The sequence below is a fragment of the Halalkalibaculum sp. DA3122 genome (assembly GCF_043951865.1).
In the GTDB taxonomy this organism is placed as follows: Bacteria; Bacteroidota; Rhodothermia; order Balneolales; family Balneolaceae; genus JAMQKA01.
In genome coordinates, this window is record NZ_JBINJF010000008.1 from 119,738 (window position 1) to 137,852 (window position 18,115).

16 protein-coding genes are annotated in these 18,115 nt (G+C 50.5%); 5 read left to right on the top strand and 11 right to left on the bottom strand.

All coding sequences use genetic code 11. The annotated features are described in order from the left end of the window. The first annotated feature begins 83 nt into the window (after positions 1–83). Entirely contained in the window at positions 84–2,585 is a 2,502-nt protein-coding gene (locus tag ACG2F4_RS07805) for a glycoside hydrolase family 31 protein (protein ID WP_395259659.1), read from the top strand. Positions 2,586–2,652: 67 nt separating this feature from the next. Here ACG2F4_RS07805 and ACG2F4_RS07810 read toward each other — a convergent pair whose 3' ends face one another. Beyond that, positions 2,653–4,236, bottom strand: coding sequence for a DEAD/DEAH box helicase (locus ACG2F4_RS07810; RefSeq protein ID WP_395259660.1), 1,584 nt, complete (start codon positions 4,234–4,236; stop codon positions 2,653–2,655). Positions 4,237–4,881: 645 nt separating this feature from the next. Here ACG2F4_RS07810 and ACG2F4_RS07815 point away from each other — a divergent pair. Further along, positions 4,882–5,097 carry a cold shock domain-containing protein gene (locus tag ACG2F4_RS07815; protein ID WP_310684212.1) on the top strand — a complete coding sequence of 72 codons (216 nt, stop codon included), beginning with the start codon at positions 4,882–4,884 and terminating at the stop codon, positions 5,095–5,097. A 440-nt stretch (positions 5,098–5,537) separates the two neighbouring features. Here the strand turns inward: ACG2F4_RS07815 and fabF are convergent, their stop codons facing one another. The 9 genes from fabF to ACG2F4_RS07860 all read right to left on the bottom strand — a co-directional run bounded on the left by fabF (position 5,538) and on the right by ACG2F4_RS07860 (position 15,132). Next, entirely contained in the window at positions 5,538–6,788 is a 1,251-nt protein-coding gene (gene fabF / locus ACG2F4_RS07820; protein ID WP_395259661.1) for a beta-ketoacyl-ACP synthase II, read from the bottom strand. A gap of 684 nt (positions 6,789–7,472) precedes the next feature. Beyond that, positions 7,473–7,943: a hypothetical protein gene (locus tag ACG2F4_RS07825; protein WP_395259662.1), complete on the bottom strand. Its 471-nt coding sequence runs from the start codon at positions 7,941–7,943 to the stop codon at positions 7,473–7,475. Positions 7,944–8,436: 493 nt separating this feature from the next. After that, positions 8,437–9,072: a hypothetical protein gene (locus ACG2F4_RS07830; RefSeq protein WP_395259663.1), complete on the bottom strand. Its 636-nt coding sequence runs from the start codon at positions 9,070–9,072 to the stop codon at positions 8,437–8,439. Between the two features lie 223 nt (positions 9,073–9,295). Then, positions 9,296–10,147 (bottom strand): alpha/beta hydrolase, encoded by an 852-nt coding sequence (locus ACG2F4_RS07835; RefSeq protein WP_395259664.1) that lies wholly within the window; start codon positions 10,145–10,147, stop codon positions 9,296–9,298. 344 nt (positions 10,148–10,491) lie between these two features. Then, positions 10,492–11,700: an ADP-forming succinate--CoA ligase subunit beta gene (gene sucC, locus ACG2F4_RS07840; protein ID WP_395259665.1), complete on the bottom strand. Its 1,209-nt coding sequence runs from the start codon at positions 11,698–11,700 to the stop codon at positions 10,492–10,494. Between the two features lie 157 nt (positions 11,701–11,857). Next, a complete protein-coding gene (locus ACG2F4_RS07845) occupies positions 11,858–12,619 on the bottom strand; it encodes an HAD family hydrolase (protein ID WP_395259666.1) in 762 nt (253 codons plus the stop codon). Further along, positions 12,616–13,167, bottom strand: coding sequence for a D-glycero-alpha-D-manno-heptose-1,7-bisphosphate 7-phosphatase (locus ACG2F4_RS07850; RefSeq protein ID WP_395259667.1), 552 nt, complete (start codon positions 13,165–13,167; stop codon positions 12,616–12,618). The genes ACG2F4_RS07845 and ACG2F4_RS07850 overlap by 4 nt, the downstream gene beginning before the upstream one ends. Positions 13,168–13,308: 141 nt before the next feature. Then, entirely contained in the window at positions 13,309–13,710 is a 402-nt protein-coding gene (locus tag ACG2F4_RS07855; RefSeq protein ID WP_395259668.1) for a hypothetical protein, read from the bottom strand. Between the two features lie 156 nt (positions 13,711–13,866). After that, complete coding sequence (locus ACG2F4_RS07860) at positions 13,867–15,132, bottom strand: hypothetical protein (protein WP_395259669.1); 1,266 nt, start codon at positions 15,130–15,132, stop codon at positions 13,867–13,869. A gap of 143 nt (positions 15,133–15,275) precedes the next feature. Between ACG2F4_RS07860 and ACG2F4_RS07865 the strand changes: the two genes are divergently transcribed. The 3 genes from ACG2F4_RS07865 to ACG2F4_RS07875 all read left to right on the top strand — a co-directional run bounded on the left by ACG2F4_RS07865 (position 15,276) and on the right by ACG2F4_RS07875 (position 17,103). Beyond that, positions 15,276–15,452, top strand: a complete 177-nt coding sequence (locus ACG2F4_RS07865; RefSeq protein ID WP_395259670.1) for a hypothetical protein — start codon at positions 15,276–15,278, stop codon at positions 15,450–15,452. A gap of 131 nt (positions 15,453–15,583) precedes the next feature. Next, the gene (pyrR, locus tag ACG2F4_RS07870; protein ID WP_395259671.1) at positions 15,584–16,129 is read left to right on the top strand and encodes a bifunctional pyr operon transcriptional regulator/uracil phosphoribosyltransferase PyrR; all 546 of its coding nucleotides are present in this window, start codon (positions 15,584–15,586) and stop codon (positions 16,127–16,129) included. A 5-nt stretch (positions 16,130–16,134) separates the two neighbouring features. After that, positions 16,135–17,103 carry an aspartate carbamoyltransferase catalytic subunit gene (locus ACG2F4_RS07875; RefSeq protein WP_395259672.1) on the top strand — a complete coding sequence of 323 codons (969 nt, stop codon included), beginning with the start codon at positions 16,135–16,137 and terminating at the stop codon, positions 17,101–17,103. A 34-nt stretch (positions 17,104–17,137) separates the two neighbouring features. Here the strand turns inward: ACG2F4_RS07875 and ACG2F4_RS07880 are convergent, their stop codons facing one another. Then, positions 17,138–18,058, bottom strand: coding sequence for a DMT family transporter (locus ACG2F4_RS07880; protein ID WP_395259673.1), 921 nt, complete (start codon positions 18,056–18,058; stop codon positions 17,138–17,140). Between the last annotated feature and the right edge of the window lie 57 nt (positions 18,059–18,115).

The following is an 18,115-nucleotide window of genomic DNA, read 5'->3' on the forward strand; positions in this document are numbered from 1 at the left end:
ACAACATCACATTTGACAATCACGGGTGCGGTGCACATTGAGAACACAGGCACCTCTTATGTAATAACAAGAATACACGGCCAATGGCAAACAAACAGATAGAAGATCTGCAGGTAGCGGAGGATGCTCCCCGATATCCGGATGTGGCAACACGGCTCAGGCCCGGTACCATCGTTTCAGTTCAGCAGGATGAACATACAGTAACACTAACATCTGACAACAATATTGAGCTCAATATTACCATAGTGACTCCGGACATCCTTCAGCTGACCTATACCACGGAAGGGGACACCCGGAGCGACTTTTCTTACGCCCTTGATCCCCGATTTGATCCCCCGCCGGGGGAATATACGCTGGAGAACCAACCGGACCATATTGAAATAAGCACCTCTGCCGTCACCTGCCGGGTGTCCAAAGAGCAGATGCTGGTCCGTTTTTACAATGCAGAGGAGCATCTCCTCTGTGCGGATAACCGGGGCTACTACAAACGCGAAACCCTGATGAAGGGCACTACTGAAGTTTCCATTTCGCAGGAAGCCCCGGCGGGTGCCCGGTATTTCGGGCTGGGCGACAAGGCGATTAAACAGAATCTGCGGGGACGTTCATATGAAAACTGGAATACCGATGCCTATGGTTTTGAACGGGGGGATGACCCACTCTACCGATCCGTGCCCTTCTATATGGCGCTGCATGATGGTCGGGCTTACGGCATATTCCTGGACAATACCTACCGGTCGATCTTTGATTTTGACTCGCGCAAGGACCGTACCCTCACTTTTGCTTCGGAAGGCGGAAAGATGAACTATTACTTCATCAACGGACCGGAACTGCGGTCTGTAGCCGAGCGCTATGCCCGGCTGACCGGAACCCCGGAACTGCCGCCCTTGTGGGGACTTGGTTACCACCAGTGCAGGTGGAGTTACTATCCCGAAAAAAAAGTGCGGGAGATTGCACGCACCTTTCGCGATCTTGAGATACCCTGCGATGCGATCTACCTGGATATCGACTATATGGATGAATACAAGGTATTTACCTGGAACAGAAATTATTTTCCCAATCCCAAACAGCTGATCGCAGACCTGGGAGAGGAAGGATTCCAGACCATCGTGATGGTGGATCCCGGCATACGGGCAGAAAAGGGATATGAAGTGTACGAGGATGGGCGGACGAATGACGTATTTTGCAGGCGTCCCGACGGAGAACTGATGATCGGTCCTGTGTGGCCGCCCAAAACGGTATTCCCCGACTTCACCCACCCGAAAGTACGCGAATGGTGGGGCGACCTGTATGATGATTTTATCAAAAAACTGAACATCAGCGGAATCTGGAACGACATGAATGAGCCGGCCGTCTTTGAGGTACGGCGCAAAACGTTTCCGGACGATATCCGGCACCATTTTGACGGGCACCCGTGCAGCCACCGAAAGGCTCACAACATTTATGGCATGCAGATGGCCCGGGCCTCGCTGCAGGGCATAAAAAAACATGCACCTGCGAAACGGCCCTTCCTGCTGACGCGTGCCAACTTTGCGGGGGGGCAGCGCTATGCCGCACTATGGACCGGAGACAACATCGCCAGCTGGGATCACCTGCGGTTGGGGCACGAGCAGTGCCTCAGGCTGAGTGTCTCCGGCTATTCATTTTGCGGAACCGATATCGGGGGCTTTGTGGATCGGCCAAGTTCCGAGCTTTACACCCGCTGGCTGCAACTGGGCATCTTTCATCCGCTGTTCCGCACCCACAGCATGGGGTACCACCTTGAAGGAGCCGCCGCGGTTAACGAGGAGGAGGTGGAAGAAAAGAAAACCAAGGAAACGCTCGACCAGGAACCGTGGTCATTTGGCGAGAAAACCACCACTATTGCCCGGGAAATCATCGGCCTTCGGTATCGATTACTCTCCTACCTTTATACCGCTTTCCGCCAGTACGTTAAAAATGGGACGCCCATACTGCGTCCCCTGGCATTTCACGATCAGTCAGATCCCCATACCCTGGATGCGGCGGATGAATTTATGTTTGGGGACCAGATCCTGGTGAGCCCGGTTCTTGAAAAAAACCGGAAAACCAAGAGAATTTATCTCCCCGAGGGAGACTGGTACCACTTCTGGGATGATACGCGGTTGGCGGGACGACAAAAACACGACATCAACACGCCCCTGTCGAACATTCCCTTTTTTATCAAAGCGGGAACCGTCTTGCCGATGCGGGAATTAATGCAGTACACCGGGGAAAAAGACCCCGAAAAGCTGGGATTACTGGTATACCACGGGGATCAGCCGGCAGAGAGCCCGCTCTATGAAGATACCGGGCAGGGTTACGGGTATAAAAAGGGAGAATACCGCCACACGATATTTCGATTTGAGTCCAACAGCCAGGGCATCCGGCTGTCGGCAGGCAGTGAGGGTGCCTACAATCCATTGTACAATCATATCGAGGTGACCTTTATCGGGCTGCCGTTTAAGCCCGGCCATTGCAAAGCTGACGGAAAAGAGGTCGCGCCACGTGCTGTGAAACGGCACGGGAAAAGCGCATATACCGTAATATTAGACCCGGGCTTCGAGAAGTTGCAACTGTTCGCCGAATAGACTGGATATAAAAAAGCCTCATGACGTGTTGCCATGAGGCTGAAATACAAACAATAATAATACCGAATCAGGCTACTTTTACGTTCACTTTTCGGCCTTTCACGCTGTTTTTATTCATTCCCTGGATAACCTGGCCCACATAGTTTCCGGGGATATCCACGAATGAGTGGCTTCGGCGAATATCGATATTGCCGATAACATTCCCGGGAATTCCGGTCTCACCCGCAATAGCCCCCACAATGTCTCCGGGATAAACCTTGTTCTGTTTACCAACGCTGAAGAAAAGTTTCACCATTGAGTCATCATTGTAGTCAACCTTGTTATTTTTGAACGGCTGAGTGTTTTTCTTTTCCTCCAATTCGCCCGTTTTCAACTTGAGCAGAGCGGCGGCTATTTCAATGGTCGTGAACCGTTCATCCGTATCCGTAAATGATTCTATCTGATCGATCCAGTCGCCCAGGCCTCCTTTTTCCAGGCTTTCGACAACCTCGTCCATATGGCTCGACAAGCGCGATTCCCGAACCTCCGCACTGCTCGGCATATCCAGATAATCCAGCTTGTTTTTTATCTGCCGCTCTATCGTCTTCAGTTGCTTGTTCTTGCGGCGCGATGTAAACGTAATTGCCTTGCCGGAGCGTCCTGCACGCCCGGTGCGGCCGATACGGTGCACGTAATATTCCGGGTCCTGCGGTACATCATAATTAAAGACCACATCCACATCTTCTACATCGATACCGCGGGCGGCCACATCGGTGGCAACAAGAATATCGATCTGCTTTTTGCGAAACTTGTCCATAACGCGGTCGCGCTGGTTCTGGCTCAGGTCGCCATTGATAAAGTCGCTGCCGTACCCGCGGGAAATCAGCTCATTGGTAAGCGACTCCGTCTTCCGCTTGGTATTGCAAAACACCAGGGCCAGCGTGAAGTCATTGGTGTCCATAAATCGGCAAATCGCATCGGTACGTACAGAATCGCGTACCTCCACCAGGTACTGTTCAATATTGGGAGCCGTAATCGCTTCCCGCTCAATGGTCACCGTCTGGGGTTTATCCATATAGCGATTCATGATATCGCGGATCGCCCGCGGAACCGTAGCAGAAAACATCACGGTTTGAATGGGACCGTTCGTATACGACAGTATCTTTTCCATGTCGTTGCGGAAGCCCATATTGAGCATTTCATCCGCTTCGTCAAAGACAATCATGTTCAGGTTGTCGATCTTCATGGTACCCCGCTGAAGGTGATCGATCGTACGGCCCGGAGTACCAACCACAATTTGCGCACCCCGTTTTATCGCTTTTATCTGCTGGCCGATTGACTGCCCGCCGTAGACGGGAACAACTTTCAAGCCCCCCACAAACTTGCCCAGCTTGATGAGCTCGCCTGTAACCTGGATCGCCAGCTCTCGCGTGGGACACTGTATCAACGCCTGCACATTTTTGCTGTCGGTATCGATTTTTTGCACCATCGGGATTCCGAATGCGGCCGTCTTGCCGGTTCCCGTCTGGGCTTGTCCCACGAGATCAGACCCCTCAAGTATTTTGGGAATACACTGTTCCTGTATCGCGGTAGGCTCTTCAAAGCCCATTTCAGTAATTGCACGTAACAGCTCGTCGCTGAGCTGGAGTTCGTTAAATGTTGATTCGTTCATCAAAAAAGTATTGAGTTTGAAACCCGGCTAAACGATCTCTCGGTAACTCCGCCACTCCCATCGGAACGGCTTGTTAACTCCAGGGTATCGTTGGTTCTATACCATTCACCCATGAGAAGCGTAAAGCTCCCCTCTGCTATCGCTGTAGAGCGATACGGCGGGTAGTTGTCCAGGGAAAGACCCTGTTCAGGATGTTAGTTGAGAAATCTGTCTAATCAGGTTGTTGAATTAAAAAATGAATAAGTACCTGTTGCTACGTTAACACGCCAATCCGGCGTGTGCCTGATCCCACTTAACGCTTGTAACCAACGGGCACCGACAGACTTCAATAAAGAAGGGATGTAAGGAACCAGTAAACCAAACACCTAAAAGCGGGAATGGTGTAACTTCAGAACGAGCACAAAGTACAAAGAATAGTTCAGAAACCTATATTTATTTTTGCCACATACGCAAAACCCCGATTAAACCGGCGGGCGGTACTATTTTCTGTAATATTTATTTGGAATATTCCTGAGCTATCCCTTTATTATTAATGTTATTTTTAATTCCCACCTGCGGCTGGTGTTCTGATATTAAGTGACGCGATAACGCAATTCTTGCATTAGTTCATTCTACGTATGGTGGCCAAACACTACTATATTTATTATGCAACAAGGTACAGTAAAATGGTTTGATACGGAAAAAGGTTTCGGATTTATCAAACCTAACGAAGGTGGCAAAGATATTTTTGTACACCGAAACAACGTCGAAAATCTTGGCTACAACCAAGGACTTGAAGATGGAGAGAATGTAGAATTTGAAGTTGAAGAAACACCCAAGGGATTGAGTGCGATCAACGTTCAAAGTTTGGATTATGAATAAGCACTAATCCACTGCACTGTCATCACACAGCCTGCTTTCCAATGGGAAGCAGGTTTTTTATTTATTGCCAGTATGCAAAACGGCAGTGCTGAGAAGCGACTAAGTCAACGGGTTATCAAATAATTGGCAAGACAGGTACATCGATTTTTTCAGGCCTTCCTTTTTCTAGATGTTGGCATAGAAAGGGCAATTCGTGCGGCTTATATTATAACAAGGAATGTAATTTATAACCCCTAATCCCTGAGTTATGCTTCAAATGCAAAGTAACATGCTTGGGTTTTTGTTGCTCGTGGCCGGCATCCTGATCGGCGTGCTGATTGCATGGGTGATCAACAAACGCAATGAAGAGCAGTAATTTTACAGTATGGTTCATCGATAATAAGAAACCTGCCGGGCTTTGAAAATCCGGCAGGTTTTTTTATTACACGGCGGAAGTCTCATCATACCTTTCTGAACACTACAATTCCGTTGTGTCCTCCAAACCCGAAGGTATTGCTCATCACCACATCCACGTTGGTTTCAACCGCTTCGTTGAGAACAATATTCAGGGTATCGGGAATCTGCTCATCCATCTCTTCGGTATTGATTGTCGGCGGGATGATCCCTTCCCGTATCGCTTTGACAGAAGCGACCGCTTCAGCGGCACCGGCAGCCCCAAGCAGGTGACCCGTCATTGATTTTGTGGCGCTGATGTGCAGGCTCTTGGGCTCTTCTCCGAAGAGAGAGACCGTCGCCTTTATCTCGCTCAGGTCGCCTACGGGGGTGGAAGTGGCATGGCAATTCAGATAGTCCACCTCTTCGGGAGCTATCTCCGCTTCGTCCAGGGCCCGCCGCATCGCCTCTTTGGCCCCTTTCCCTTCCGGGTGGGTAGCCGTCATGTGGTAGGCATCGGCCGTCATGGAAGCGCCGACGACTTCGGCATAGATCGGGGCCCCGCGCTTTTTGGCATGCTCATATTCCTCGAGCACCAGGGCCGCAGCTCCTTCACCCATCACAAACCCGTCGCGGTCCACATCAAACGGCCGGCACGCACGCTGGGGATCTTCGTTGTGGGTAGACATCGCCCGCATCGCGGAAAACCCGCCCACGCACGCTTCGGTAATGCCGGCTTCCGACCCCCCAGTAACGATGACATCTGCCTGGCCCCAACGAATGTAGTTCAGCGCATCCATAATCGCCGTATTGGAAGTGGCACATGCTGAAACGGCTGTATAGTTGATTCCCATCATTCCGTGCTGCATCGAAATCATCCCGGATGCCATGTTGACAATCAGCTTGGGGACAAAAAACGGGCTGAAACGGGGACTGTAGTCATTCTCCGCGTAGTTTCGCACCTCTTCCTCGAAAATCTCCATGCCGCCCTGGCCGCTTCCCCATATAACTCCTACATCGAACGGATCCATATTCTCCACCTCGAGACCGGAGTCTTCGATAGCCTCGTCCGCAGCAATCAGGGCATACTGCGTAAATGGATCGGTTCGCCGTATTGTATTGTGTTCCAGGTAGTCGCCGGCGTCAAAATCCTTGAGTTCACAGGCCACCTGTGTTCGGAATTCCGAGGGATCGAATTTTGAAATTCTCGTTGCTCCGGGGGTACCCGCTTTCAGAGCATTCCAGTAGTCATTTACATTGTGCCCGAGCGGCGTAAGTGCGCCCATGCCGGTTACTACAACCCGTCGTTGATCTGCCATAATGTATCGTATCTGTATTTATGAAAAAATATCTGTCGTTTTCGGATTTGATTAATCGGACTCAAACATAAGACTTTTTCCGTGAACAGTGAACTATAAACGTCAGTCCAGTTAGGAAAACACCAGTGTCCAGCAACCATAGCCATTCGGATTTGCTGGATACTGGAACACAGGTAACACTAATGCTGCTGATTTACCGCTAAATAGATATTCCAACAGCCCGTTTAAAAATGATCTACCTGTGTAGATCAGCCTGACCGGTGGTATCCGCGTTCTGTCGTTAACAGCTGAAATCCAGGATTTGACCCGACACCGGCCTGGATTTCTCGCCAGGAAATTTGTTCTTCAGCAAGGCAAAGAGGAAATGGCCGTGCTGAGGTACCGTTGTACGTTGAGCAGGTGATGTTCCCTTTAACGCAGCTGAAGAACAAATCTCCCACCGCTTTACACCCTGTCAACTAAAAAGGTCGGTAACATATGATGTAAGATACTGCCTGCCTCTAGGGTACATGATTTGTGCATACATTATCGTGAGAAATACGGGCTAGTATCCGTTCGTTCTGATCAAAGCGGATGTGCATAGATTAACTACATTCACTACGGATTCGAATCAGAAAAACCGTCCCGGTTTCACCCTGTAAACCGACAGGAAAAGCCGGTGGCCTTCAGGAATTCCAAACCATCCTACTCTTCCGGTTTGAAGACCTGGTTGTAGGGATTCTTTTCCATTCCCGAGGTCACATTGATAAATCCATGTCCCGTGGCGTTGTGGCAGGTATTGCAGGAGTTGACAAGATTATCCAGATCTTCTTCAATTAATTTCCAGTTTCTGGTACTCAGTGAAGTGCGAAGCGTATCAACCGCCGGATCAAACATCAACTCCGTAAAATACGCGATATCGTACCCCTCGTAGCCGGGCACATCCTGCTTTACCGCCAGGGCAGAAGCCTGTAGTTCGTGCATGTAAAAGTCGGCCAGATCGCTGTTCCGTTCCTTTATCGACAGGCTCAGCTTATGTGTATACCGGCGGATATGCTGCATATATTCCGCCAGTTCGGGCGTTTCCTCCTGGTTGACCTTGGCAAATTGCCGGCGCTCTGCTTCCTGCCCTCCCTCTCCCTGATCACAACCGGTCACAAAAAATATCCCAGCCAACAATGTTAAGGAAAACGTCAGTGCGATAGTACTGTAAGATTGCATAAATAATGACTTTGAACTTCTTGTTTAGAACGAATCTAAAGTAATAAAGAATTTTGGGAAAGTGAATAAAAAGGTTGATGAATATTATACTCAAATTTTTTGGTCGGATCGGCTCACCCAAAAATTGACTTGGTATGAGGGAGCAAGGGGATAAACAGGACTTTCTTCCCCAGACAAATACCAAATCATGATCTACCAATTCATAACCGGTGATTGAGGTGCTCATTTTTGAAAACAACGAACAGGGAAAGCCGATTAGGAAGTCCCAACAAAGAAAAAGAAGTTTATTCTGATGAAAGAGGTGTTTCTTTTGGCTTGATCCATAAAAGATCAAGACGGTGAATGGGGCGTCCGCTCCAGCCGCAGCTGGCGTGAGAGCTCGTTGAGAAGCGACAAGTCGCGTCTGTACTGGATCTTGCTTCGGCTTTTCAAAGGCCCCGCAGGCATTCTAACTGGACGACGGATTTTCCGCTTGTCCAGGTTCGACCTCGTGTTCTTCACGAGACTTGTACTTTTCGCGGAGTCGTGATATCAAGCTGCCCTCAGACTCTTTATCGCGGGTAAGCGGGGCTACCAGCACGTCCAGCACCTCCTCCGGCAGCTTGGTATACTGTTCCACCACCTGTTCTGCAGCGATATCAAAATGCCACTCCACCCGCTTGGCAAAAATCTCCTCCAGGTCATTAATGGCCTCTTCCCCTTCTTTATTTTCAGGACTGATTTTTCGGATAGTACTGATAATCTCCTGCTGACCCAGCAGCAGCGCCTCCATGAGAGACTTGTTTGTGATCACGATATTGAGGAGTACTTTAAGAATCTGCTGGTTGAGCAATATTTTTTGAAGTGGATGGTCAGGTGATTCCATCTCTGCCTTTTCAACACGTTCCGGCAAGTCGTAGACACCGCGATGCACCCGTACCAGCAGGTCCATTTTTGTCATTTCGGAGAGAGCACTGCGCGCATTATTGTATTCCAACCCAGTTCTGTCAACAATTTCACGAATCTGTAACGCCTCTCCGGCTTCTTCCAGTGCCTCAATTATTTTTCCCCTTCGGGGCGATACAGAATTGCGTTTTTTACTCATAATTGCGTGCCTGAATGACGATTTTTCACCGGTTTATCAAACATCAATGTACATAATTTACACTTAACTATACATTCGTACATACACAATAGCGCCACTACAGAAAAAACCATCCCCGGAATATTATCCTCCTCAGCCTTGAACCTGTGTACAGGCATCCACAACACCCGATTCTTGAGATAGCACTGCCACCGATTTTGGGATTTTACCCGCAGAGGTAGTATCAGTTTCTGTGGGCCTGTATCGCCTCTAAGACCGGAGACCACAACTCTGTGGTGGGGCGGCGGGCGATCTCGCGGTGACCATAGCCCTCCAGCGGAATGAACTGACCCTCCCCGGCCGCTGCTACCTCGCGACCCATCTCGATGGGAACGATGCGATCCTCGGTTCCATGCACAACCAGCAGTGGGATCTCCATATTCCTGGCATTTTTGGCAGCTTCCACATTGTTCCATACATCGGGGAGAAGATAGTATATCTCTTCAGGAGCCATCCCCAGGTGAATAACGGCGGAGCGGGCGGTAGACCACGGGGCGCTGAGAACCACCAGGGAGGGAGAGGGATTCAGCTGGTCTACCCCGCTCATAAGGATACCGGTACCCAGGGAGTGGCCCAGTGCTATTTTGGGTTGGCCGCTGCGGGCTACATGCTCAACAAAATGCTGCCAGGCGGCGATGCCATCGTTATGCAAATTTTCGATACTTGGCTCGCCGCTGCTGTTGCCGAAGCCGGAATAGTCGAACACCATTGAGGTAATCCCGTGCTGATACAAAAGCGCCTGAACTTCGGCCCAGCGCGAAATCGTTTCGCGCCGGCCGTGATAAAGCAGAACAGCCGGCGTGGTGCTGTCTGCCTCTTCGGCGTGCACCACGGAAGCGTGCAGGGTCCGTCCGTGACTTTCGAATACAAACTGCTCAGAAGGAGCACCAAACTGTTCGGGGGTCTCGGATCCGTTGGGCCGCGTGGCGATCGCCTCTTCCTCAAGGGTGTAGTAAAGGAATGAACGCCCCCCGAAAAATATGGCACTCACTATTACCAGTATGTATGCGGAATAGCGAAATGATTTCTTTCTCATAACCTTCTTCTTTTAAGAGGGTGTTTAGCAAAGATTACATCCATATTCCCACCTGGGTATATTCGCAGCCGAAATTTATATCTGCTGAATAAGAATTTCGAATGCAAAGATATACCCAGATTGGCAACACAACCGTTGGTATAAAACCTGGGTTTACCTCTCTGAAATTCACGTTGAATTAAAAAAACGCGCCGGACCTGTTGAATCCGGCACGTTTTTACAAAGGTGCAGTTTCCGGCTGGAGTCCTGCCGCGTTTAACACCCGAATTAATTATTGAGCCGCAGCAGCATACGCTCTTTAACGGAGTACCGTAACAGAACCGGAATACTTGTGAAAATGCAGGTCAGGCCGCCAGTACTTTTGAAACTTCATCAGCCGCTTCCCTGAGCAGTACCGCAGAAATCACATTAAGATCAGAGTTATCGATAATCTTCTTCGCTTCTTCAGCGTTGGTGCCCTGCAACCGCACGATAATAGGGACATCTTCCACCTTTTGGGCGATCTCTTCATCCTTAATCGCTTCAATAATGCCGTTGGCTACACGATCACAACGTACTATACCGCCAAAAATATTGATCAGGATAGCCTCTACGTTCGGATCTTCCAGTATAATTCGGAAGCCGTTTTTTACCGTATCCACGTTGGCGCTTCCGCCGACATCCAGGAAGTTGGCGGGATCACCGCCGGAAAGTTTAATGATATCCATGGTCGCCATCGCAAGCCCGGCGCCATTAACCATGCAGCCGACGTTGCCATCCAGCTTGATGTAGTTAAGTCCGAATTCAGCCGCCTCCAGCTCAATGGGATTTTCCTCTGACTCATCACGCAGTTCCTCAATATCCTTGTGGCGAAACAGGGCGTTGTCATCAAAAGTCATTTTGGCATCGAGCGCAATCACATACCCGCCGGGGGTAAGTACCAGCGGATTGATTTCCACGAGGCTGGCATCGGTTTGCTGGTAGCACTCATAAAGAGCCATAATGAACTTGACCGCTTTTTTGAATGCGTCGCCCTCAAGCCCCAGTGCAAAGGCGAGGTGCCGGGCCTGGTTATGCTGAAGCTCCATCCCGGGCTCTACCCACTCTTTTACAATTTTTTCGGGTGTTTCCTCTGCCACTTTTTCGATCTCTACTCCTCCTTCGGTGGAGACCATAATCACGTTCTTACTTTTGGCGCGGTCCAGCAAAATACCGAGGTAGAACTCCTGTTCAATATCCACTCCGTCCGTAATGTAGATGCGCTGGACTTTCTGGCCCTCTTCCCCGGTTTGTACAGTAACCAGCGTGTCCCCCAGCAACCCTTCGGCCGCTTCTTTAACCTCATCGACGGAATCGCACAGGATAACGCCCTTTGAATTGCTGTTTTTGGTCCGTCCTTTACCTCGACCGCCGGCATGGATCTGCGCTTTTACCACAAAAAGCGTGGCCCCGTTGTTTTTCAATTTTTCAGCGGCCTCAACCGCATCATCTACACTGGTGGCGGCAATGCCATCCGGGACCGCTACGCCATAATCTTTCAGAATTTCTTTCGCCTGGTATTCATGGATCTTCATAATGCAAGCACGTCAATTGGTTACAGTTTTTTAATGTCCGATGCAAAGGTAGCAAGTATAGGAGGTAAATAAAAGGAGAGTTTCAACACCCGTTTTTAAAAACCGGCACGGAGTTCAGAGCGGTAAGGCTGCGGTCAAAAACACAGCCCATCACCGTCTACAGCAAAATATCGGCTACTTCATTCCAGTTCCGGCACACATGATCCGGCTCTGCCTTCTTTTCCGCATCCATGTCATCCTCCTCATTATAGGTATAGGTGCCATCGGAATATCCCGTAAAAAGGATCGCTTTCATTCCCAGACCTTTTGCCCCGCGGATATCCGTTTTTACCAGGTCCCCGACGTGCCAGGAGTGCTCGGCCCTGCTGCCGCTCTTGTCCAGGAGCTGCCGAAATGCGTCGGGATGGGGTTTGCTGTAGCCGGTTTCATCACTAAATACAAACCCGGAGAAATAGTTGATAAGGCCGTGGTTTTCCAGGTACTTGCGCAGCACCCGTCCCGGCGAATACATGGTATCTGAAATCAGCCCCACCGGATAGCGCTTGGCCAGCTCGGCAATAACCTCTCCGGCGTTGTCCGCCAGCCGGGGTGGCCCCTCCCACAGCGATTCCTCGAACTCCTCCACCAGGGAGGCTCTTTCGGCTTTTGTAGCGGGCAACTCCAGGTGAGCAAGTATGTTATCCACCAGCTCGGACGTTGTGGGCGTGCGATGCTCGTTGAGCCAGATCTTGTCAAACTCTTTTGACGCCTTGCGTTTCGCCTCATCTATCTTTTCCGGCGGAAGGGTCTGCTGGTACTTCCGGGCCACCCGGCGAAGGGCCCGGAGCCGAACCTCACGCCGGTCGCTACCGCCCGTTTCCGCCTGAACCAGCGTGTTCCAAAAATCGATTGTAATCATGGTTTGGGATTCAGGCATCATCTGATAGTGTCTACCACCTGTTTAATGTTGTCAAAAGTTCGGATGCTGTGTTTCTCCAGCCATGATTTATCCTGGCTGGGTTCGTGCCGTGACCGGATGAAGAACGGCGTTATTCCCAGCTCAACAGCTGGCCTCAGATCGCTTATTTTGTCGCCGGCCATGTATGAACGGGCAAAATCGACCTGGTGCTTCTGTGCCGCCTTTCGAAACATGCCGGTACCGGGCTTGCGGTCGGCCGGTTCGTAGGTATAAGGTTTTTGGTCATGTTCAGGGTGCCAGGGAGCGATATACCAGTCATCGATCGCCAGGTCCTTTTTTGCCAGCTCTTCATCCACCCACCGATGTAACGCGTGTACCTGCCCTTCGGTATACCGCCCCCGGGCAATGCCCGACTGGTTGGTAACCACAATAATTTTAAAGTCGTTCTGCTTCATCCACCGGATCGCCTCAACGGCTCCCTCGCACCAGGTCCATTCTTCGGGAGTGTGTACGAAATTGTAGTCCACGTTGAGGGTTCCGTCACGATCCAGAAAAAAAGCTTTGTCCATCGGGAGCTGTTACTTTTTAAATTTTATTTCATGTGGCCTGCTCGCTTCAAAGATACGATTCAGGCTTATAATTTTTCCAGAAAGCCAAAAAAAGTTCAAATTCACCTGCCTGGAGCGGGTCAATCACCACAGGAAGATCAACTACCAAAGCTTGCCTGCCCGCAAGCTCAGTCCCACACCACCGAACGGCTGCTCGGTATTCACATTGGCGAAACTGTACAGGTCAACCGCCAAATACCGGAGCGGCTGCCAGGAGATCTGCCCCTCCAGGGGAAATCCGATCATCGTCTGCATCTGCTCTCCCCGACCTCCGCCAAACAGCCGGGGATACCGGGTTCCACCGATAACCGATGCCCCCAGTCCCGCTGAAACATAAAATGAACGAATACGGGTGCCCCTGCCATATAAAAAAGCTATATCCCAGGTTTCTCCCCCGAACGCCGGGTCTGTGCTTGTAGTTCGCAGCGAAAACAGGTGGTGCTGATGATCAAATGTAATACCGCCGTGTATCCCCGCGCCCAGCGTTGTTATGGCCTGTCCCATATAGGCCGAAAAATTATTCGTGCGGGGTTCCGGTTGTTGGGCAACACTCAGGCGGGAACAACACAGGATTAAAAGTACGGGCAGGAGCAGGGACAAATTCAAGAGCTTTCCCGAGAACGAAAAACAACGATTCCAAAAAGTGCGATCAAGCATAAATTAAAACCTGGTATTTACGACATTAGCGAAATCGGATCCAAACGTGTAGGATAACGAGATAGAGCCAGACAACGAAAAATCGGTGGCCAGTTCGCGCTGGCGCAGCAGCACATCCTCCAGCGAGGTATCCCCGAGCGGGAGAGAGAGCTGATCCTGGATCATCTCAAACTGGCTGCTGAAATTAAGCGAAAGTCCCTCTGCCAGGCGCACCGAGATGCTGCCAAACACTTCAGCCCGGCGATGTGCAAAATCGTGAAAATAGTGGGACCCCTCTACGCCGCCCTCAATCTCACCCCAGGGCTGCAGGATCTGAACCGCGGCCGAAAGTTCCTGGTTTACCAGACCTTCCCTGGTTTTGTTGAAAATGGTTTCCTCATAATAATCTACATGAGAATATCCCAGCTGGTACCGAAAGGTAATTGATTTTCGCGTAGCCTGCTGGTATGGAAAGATGTTATACTCAACCCCCGGAGTCAGGCGGAAGCGGTGCCGAAGATTTCGGTCGGTTCGGGTGATGTAATCTCCAAACAGGCCGGCCGACCAGTGATCGCCCAGGCTCTTGATGGCATAACTGTCGAACCCGTGGCGGTGCAGCCGGCTGATGACCGGTTCCTCCCCATCCTCCTGGTTTATTTCGACATATTCATAATTAAAATAGGGGCGCAACCGGATTTTCCACTCCTCGGTCACGCGGTCCGCATAAAATCCCCAGCGAGAGTCAAACTCCTCCTGGTTGGATTCCAGGTCGAGCTGCAAGCTGCCCGCATATATTTCGAAGACCCAGTAGTTCCAGGGGTCCTGGACCTCCGTTACCGCATCCAGCTCACTGTCGGAAGCCTCAAACTGCAGGCTAAACCGGGAGGTATCGTAGACTTGCATGGTATAGGGGGACAGTCCGATTTCAAGCACCCGGTTCAGGGACTCCCGGGTTTCATCAATGGTGGCATTACGGTTCATTGTCCGGGTTATCGTGTATTCCATGCCGTTGAACTTTTCGCGGCCAATAAAGGTAATTTCATACTCGCGTCCACCATCGCCGGTCCCTTCATCAGTAATAAATACATGCACGTTGGCCAGGTCCGGATCGCGTACATAGTTTACAAGCGTAATTTCACGGCGGATATGGTCATAGGCACACCTTTCGCAGTCGATATATACCAGTGGTATCGCTGAAGGCTGGACAGATGAACGTTCTTTTTCAGGGGTATCGACGTTTTCAGCCTGTGCGAACAGCGGTTCAGTGCTTGCTAACAGAAGGAGAAACAAAGGCAGGACTCCAGCAGTAAAGAAACAAAAATATTTTTCTCCTTTAAAGTTGAGTTCCATTCCGCCTATACAGCTTATCGCTTGCTTGAACATTGAGTTTCGGTAACGACTTCTTTTTCAGTTAAAAAAAGATCACAGGTAAAATGCAATCGATTGTTGCCAAACCATTTTGTCCAGGTATCGATATTTTCGCACATGTTAAATCCTGGTTTGCCGGCGGTAAAAGCGACGTCGGGTTCAACCAGAATGTCATCACGGCCAAAGCCGGCTGTTCAACACTTCAACAAACGGATGAAAATCACATTATGCTTTCAAAATAGATACATACTATAAATGATTTGCATTCAATAACAAAATATGAGGTAATTAAGTATTTAAATCTGGATAAAATTGAGTTACTTTACGCCATTCACTAATTTCATGCAGTTTTAAAAGAAAGGGGCAGCTTCGTTTGAACAGAGCTAAAATCATGTCGGCCGACGATCTGGATCGCACGTACCTGCGATTTGCTCATCAGTTTCTAGAACCGTATGACGACCCTTCCCCCCTGGCTATTATCGGCATGCAGACCCGGGGCGTGCATATAGGCAAACGGGTTCGCAATATCATAGCGGAAAAATTCGACGTAACGCTGGACTTCGGAACGCTGGATGTCACCTTCTACCGCGACGATTTCCGGCGGAAATTAAAAATGCCTGACGTCAAGGTCACCGAAATCAATTTTGACCTTTATGAACGCGATGTCGTTTTGGTGGACGACGTGCTCTATACCGGCCGTACGGTCCGCTCTGCGATGGACGCCTTGATGGACTACGGTCGCCCGCGAAGCATTCGCTTCTGCTGCATGGTCGACAGGGGGCACCGCGAGCTGCCGATTTCCGCCGATTATGTAGGTATCAAAGTGCCTACGCACGTGCAGGAGGAGGTCCGGGTCAAAGTGAAAGAGCTGGACGGCGAAGATGCTATTTATGTGGTCAAAAATCCGAATGAAGAGTAATCAGTATGCCTGAGGAGATCGAGGAGATACAGGAACCCACAGCACATGATTTCAACCAGAAACACCTGTTGGGGCTGGCCCACTATTCCAAAGAAGATATTTTATATGTGTTGGACCAGGCCAGATATTTCAGGGAGATTCTGGAACGGCCCGTTCCCAAAGTACCCACGCTGCGCGACAAGACGATAGTCAACCTGTTCTACGAAAGCAGCACACGCACCCGGCTCTCCTTTGAACTGGCCCAGAAGCGGATGGGGGCGGATGTGGTGAATTTTTCTGCAAAGGCTTCCAGCGTATCGAAAGGGGAATCACTAAAGGATACCATCCGCAATATCAGTTCCATGAAGATCGACATGGTGGTCGTTCGGCACGAGAGTCCCGGTGTACCCCATTTTTTGACCCGCTGCGTGGATGCGGCCATCATCAATGCGGGTGACGGCGCCCACGAACACCCCACGCAGGCGCTGCTCGACATGTACTCCATGCGCGACATTTATCCTGACCTGCAGGACAAAAATATCGCCATCATCGGTGATATCGCCCATAGCCGCGTGGTGCGTTCCAATATTATCGGGCTTACTAAAATCGGGGCCAATGTTACCGTTTGCGGGCCCAAAACCCTCATGCCGGTCTATGTAGAAGAGCTGGGAGCGACGGTATCCTACAACCTGGAGGAGACCCTGGCGTGGTGCGATGTGGCAATGGCCCTGCGTATTCAGCTGGAACGACAGGAAAACGGAACAGAACTGTTTCCCAGCATCCGGGAATATCATCAAAAGTTCGGGATTACGATGAAGCATCTTGAAAAATATCCCGACTTCACAATCATGCACCCCGGGCCCGTCAACCGGGGAGTGGAGATGGAGAGCGAAGTAGCCGACAGCAAACGCTCCATCATCCTTAGCCAGGTTACCAACGGCGTGGCCGTGCGGATGGCGATTCTCTACCTGCTGAGTGGCAGAAGCCGGGTCTAACCCGTCAAATTTTGGAAATTAGAATGAAAAGGTTTCAGTTTGAGACTGATTTCGAGGCTTCTGGCTTTGTTCTCCTCTTCTTCCATCTTGCCAGTACAATACCTCCCACCACCAGGCCTGATCCCAGGTACTGCTCGAATGCCAGCTGTTCATTCAGCAGGATCACGCCAAACATCAATCCCAGCACAGGCACCAGGTTCTGGTAGGTGGCGGTATGTACGGCTCCCACCTCCTGGATGGCATAGTTCCAAATAATGTAGGCGACCCCGATGGAGAGAATCCCGCTGTATGCAACGGCCCCGTAGGCCCCGTACGAGACCTGGCTCCAGTCAATTACAGTCATGCCGGGGAGTCCGACGAGAAAAAGCATCACGGCCCCAATGGTTGTTGTGACGGTAGAAAATTGCAGCGGCGTATATCGCTTTAAAAAATTGCGAGACAACACCGTATACGCACCCCAAACCAGCGTGGCGCAAATGGTCAGGATATCCCCGATAAAGGTATCGGAGCTGAAATCAAGCTCCTCACTGCCACCCAGCATTATAAAGACCACCCCGCCAAACGCAAGGGCAACGCCTGTTGATTTGAGGAGATCCAGCTTTTCGTCGCTGAACAGGTGTGCAATCAGGGCTACCCAGATGGGAATCGTACCCATGATAACTGCTACATTCGCTGCGTAGGTATAGTCTATACCGATGATAAACAGTCCCTGGTAAACCAGGTTTGCCAGCACGCCCATGCCCACCAGCGGCCACCAGTCCCTGCGCGGCACGTTGATAGACTGCCCCCGCCAGAGCAGGGCGCCCCAGATAATAACGGCGGCAAACAAGAACCGGAGCCCGTTGAAACTGAGGGGATCGATCTCGTCAAGATTGCCCTTGATAACGGAAAAATTAAGGGCCCAGATTACGGTGACCGTCATCAGGGCGATTTCTATAAGCGTACGTCTGTTCAAAACCGGAGGCGTATTGTGTGAATGATGTTTCCAGAAACGAACCGGGCAAAGGTACAA

Bases quoted from the DNA above. Each gene is read 5' to 3' on its own strand.
- ACG2F4_RS07805 (WP_395259659.1), top strand. From the start codon at position 84: ATGGCAAACAAACAGATAGAAGATCTGCAGGTAGCGGAGGATGCTCCC.
- ACG2F4_RS07810 (WP_395259660.1), bottom strand. From the start codon at position 4,236: ATGAACGAATCAACATTTAACGAACTCCAGCTCAGCGACGAGCTGTTA.
- ACG2F4_RS07815 (WP_310684212.1), top strand. From the start codon at position 4,882: ATGCAACAAGGTACAGTAAAATGGTTTGATACGGAAAAAGGTTTCGGA.
- fabF (WP_395259661.1), bottom strand. From the start codon at position 6,788: ATGGCAGATCAACGACGGGTTGTAGTAACCGGCATGGGCGCACTTACG.
- ACG2F4_RS07830 (WP_395259663.1), bottom strand. From the start codon at position 9,072: ATGAGTAAAAAACGCAATTCTGTATCGCCCCGAAGGGGAAAAATAATT.
- ACG2F4_RS07835 (WP_395259664.1), bottom strand. From the start codon at position 10,147: ATGAGAAAGAAATCATTTCGCTATTCCGCATACATACTGGTAATAGTG.
- sucC (WP_395259665.1), bottom strand. From the start codon at position 11,700: ATGAAGATCCATGAATACCAGGCGAAAGAAATTCTGAAAGATTATGGC.
- ACG2F4_RS07845 (WP_395259666.1), bottom strand. From the start codon at position 12,619: ATGATGCCTGAATCCCAAACCATGATTACAATCGATTTTTGGAACACG.
- ACG2F4_RS07850 (WP_395259667.1), bottom strand. From the start codon at position 13,167: ATGGACAAAGCTTTTTTTCTGGATCGTGACGGAACCCTCAACGTGGAC.
- ACG2F4_RS07855 (WP_395259668.1), bottom strand. From the start codon at position 13,710: ATGGGACAGGCCATAACAACGCTGGGCGCGGGGATACACGGCGGTATT.
- ACG2F4_RS07865 (WP_395259670.1), top strand. From the start codon at position 15,276: ATGCAATCGATTGTTGCCAAACCATTTTGTCCAGGTATCGATATTTTC.
- ACG2F4_RS07875 (WP_395259672.1), top strand. From the start codon at position 16,135: ATGCCTGAGGAGATCGAGGAGATACAGGAACCCACAGCACATGATTTC.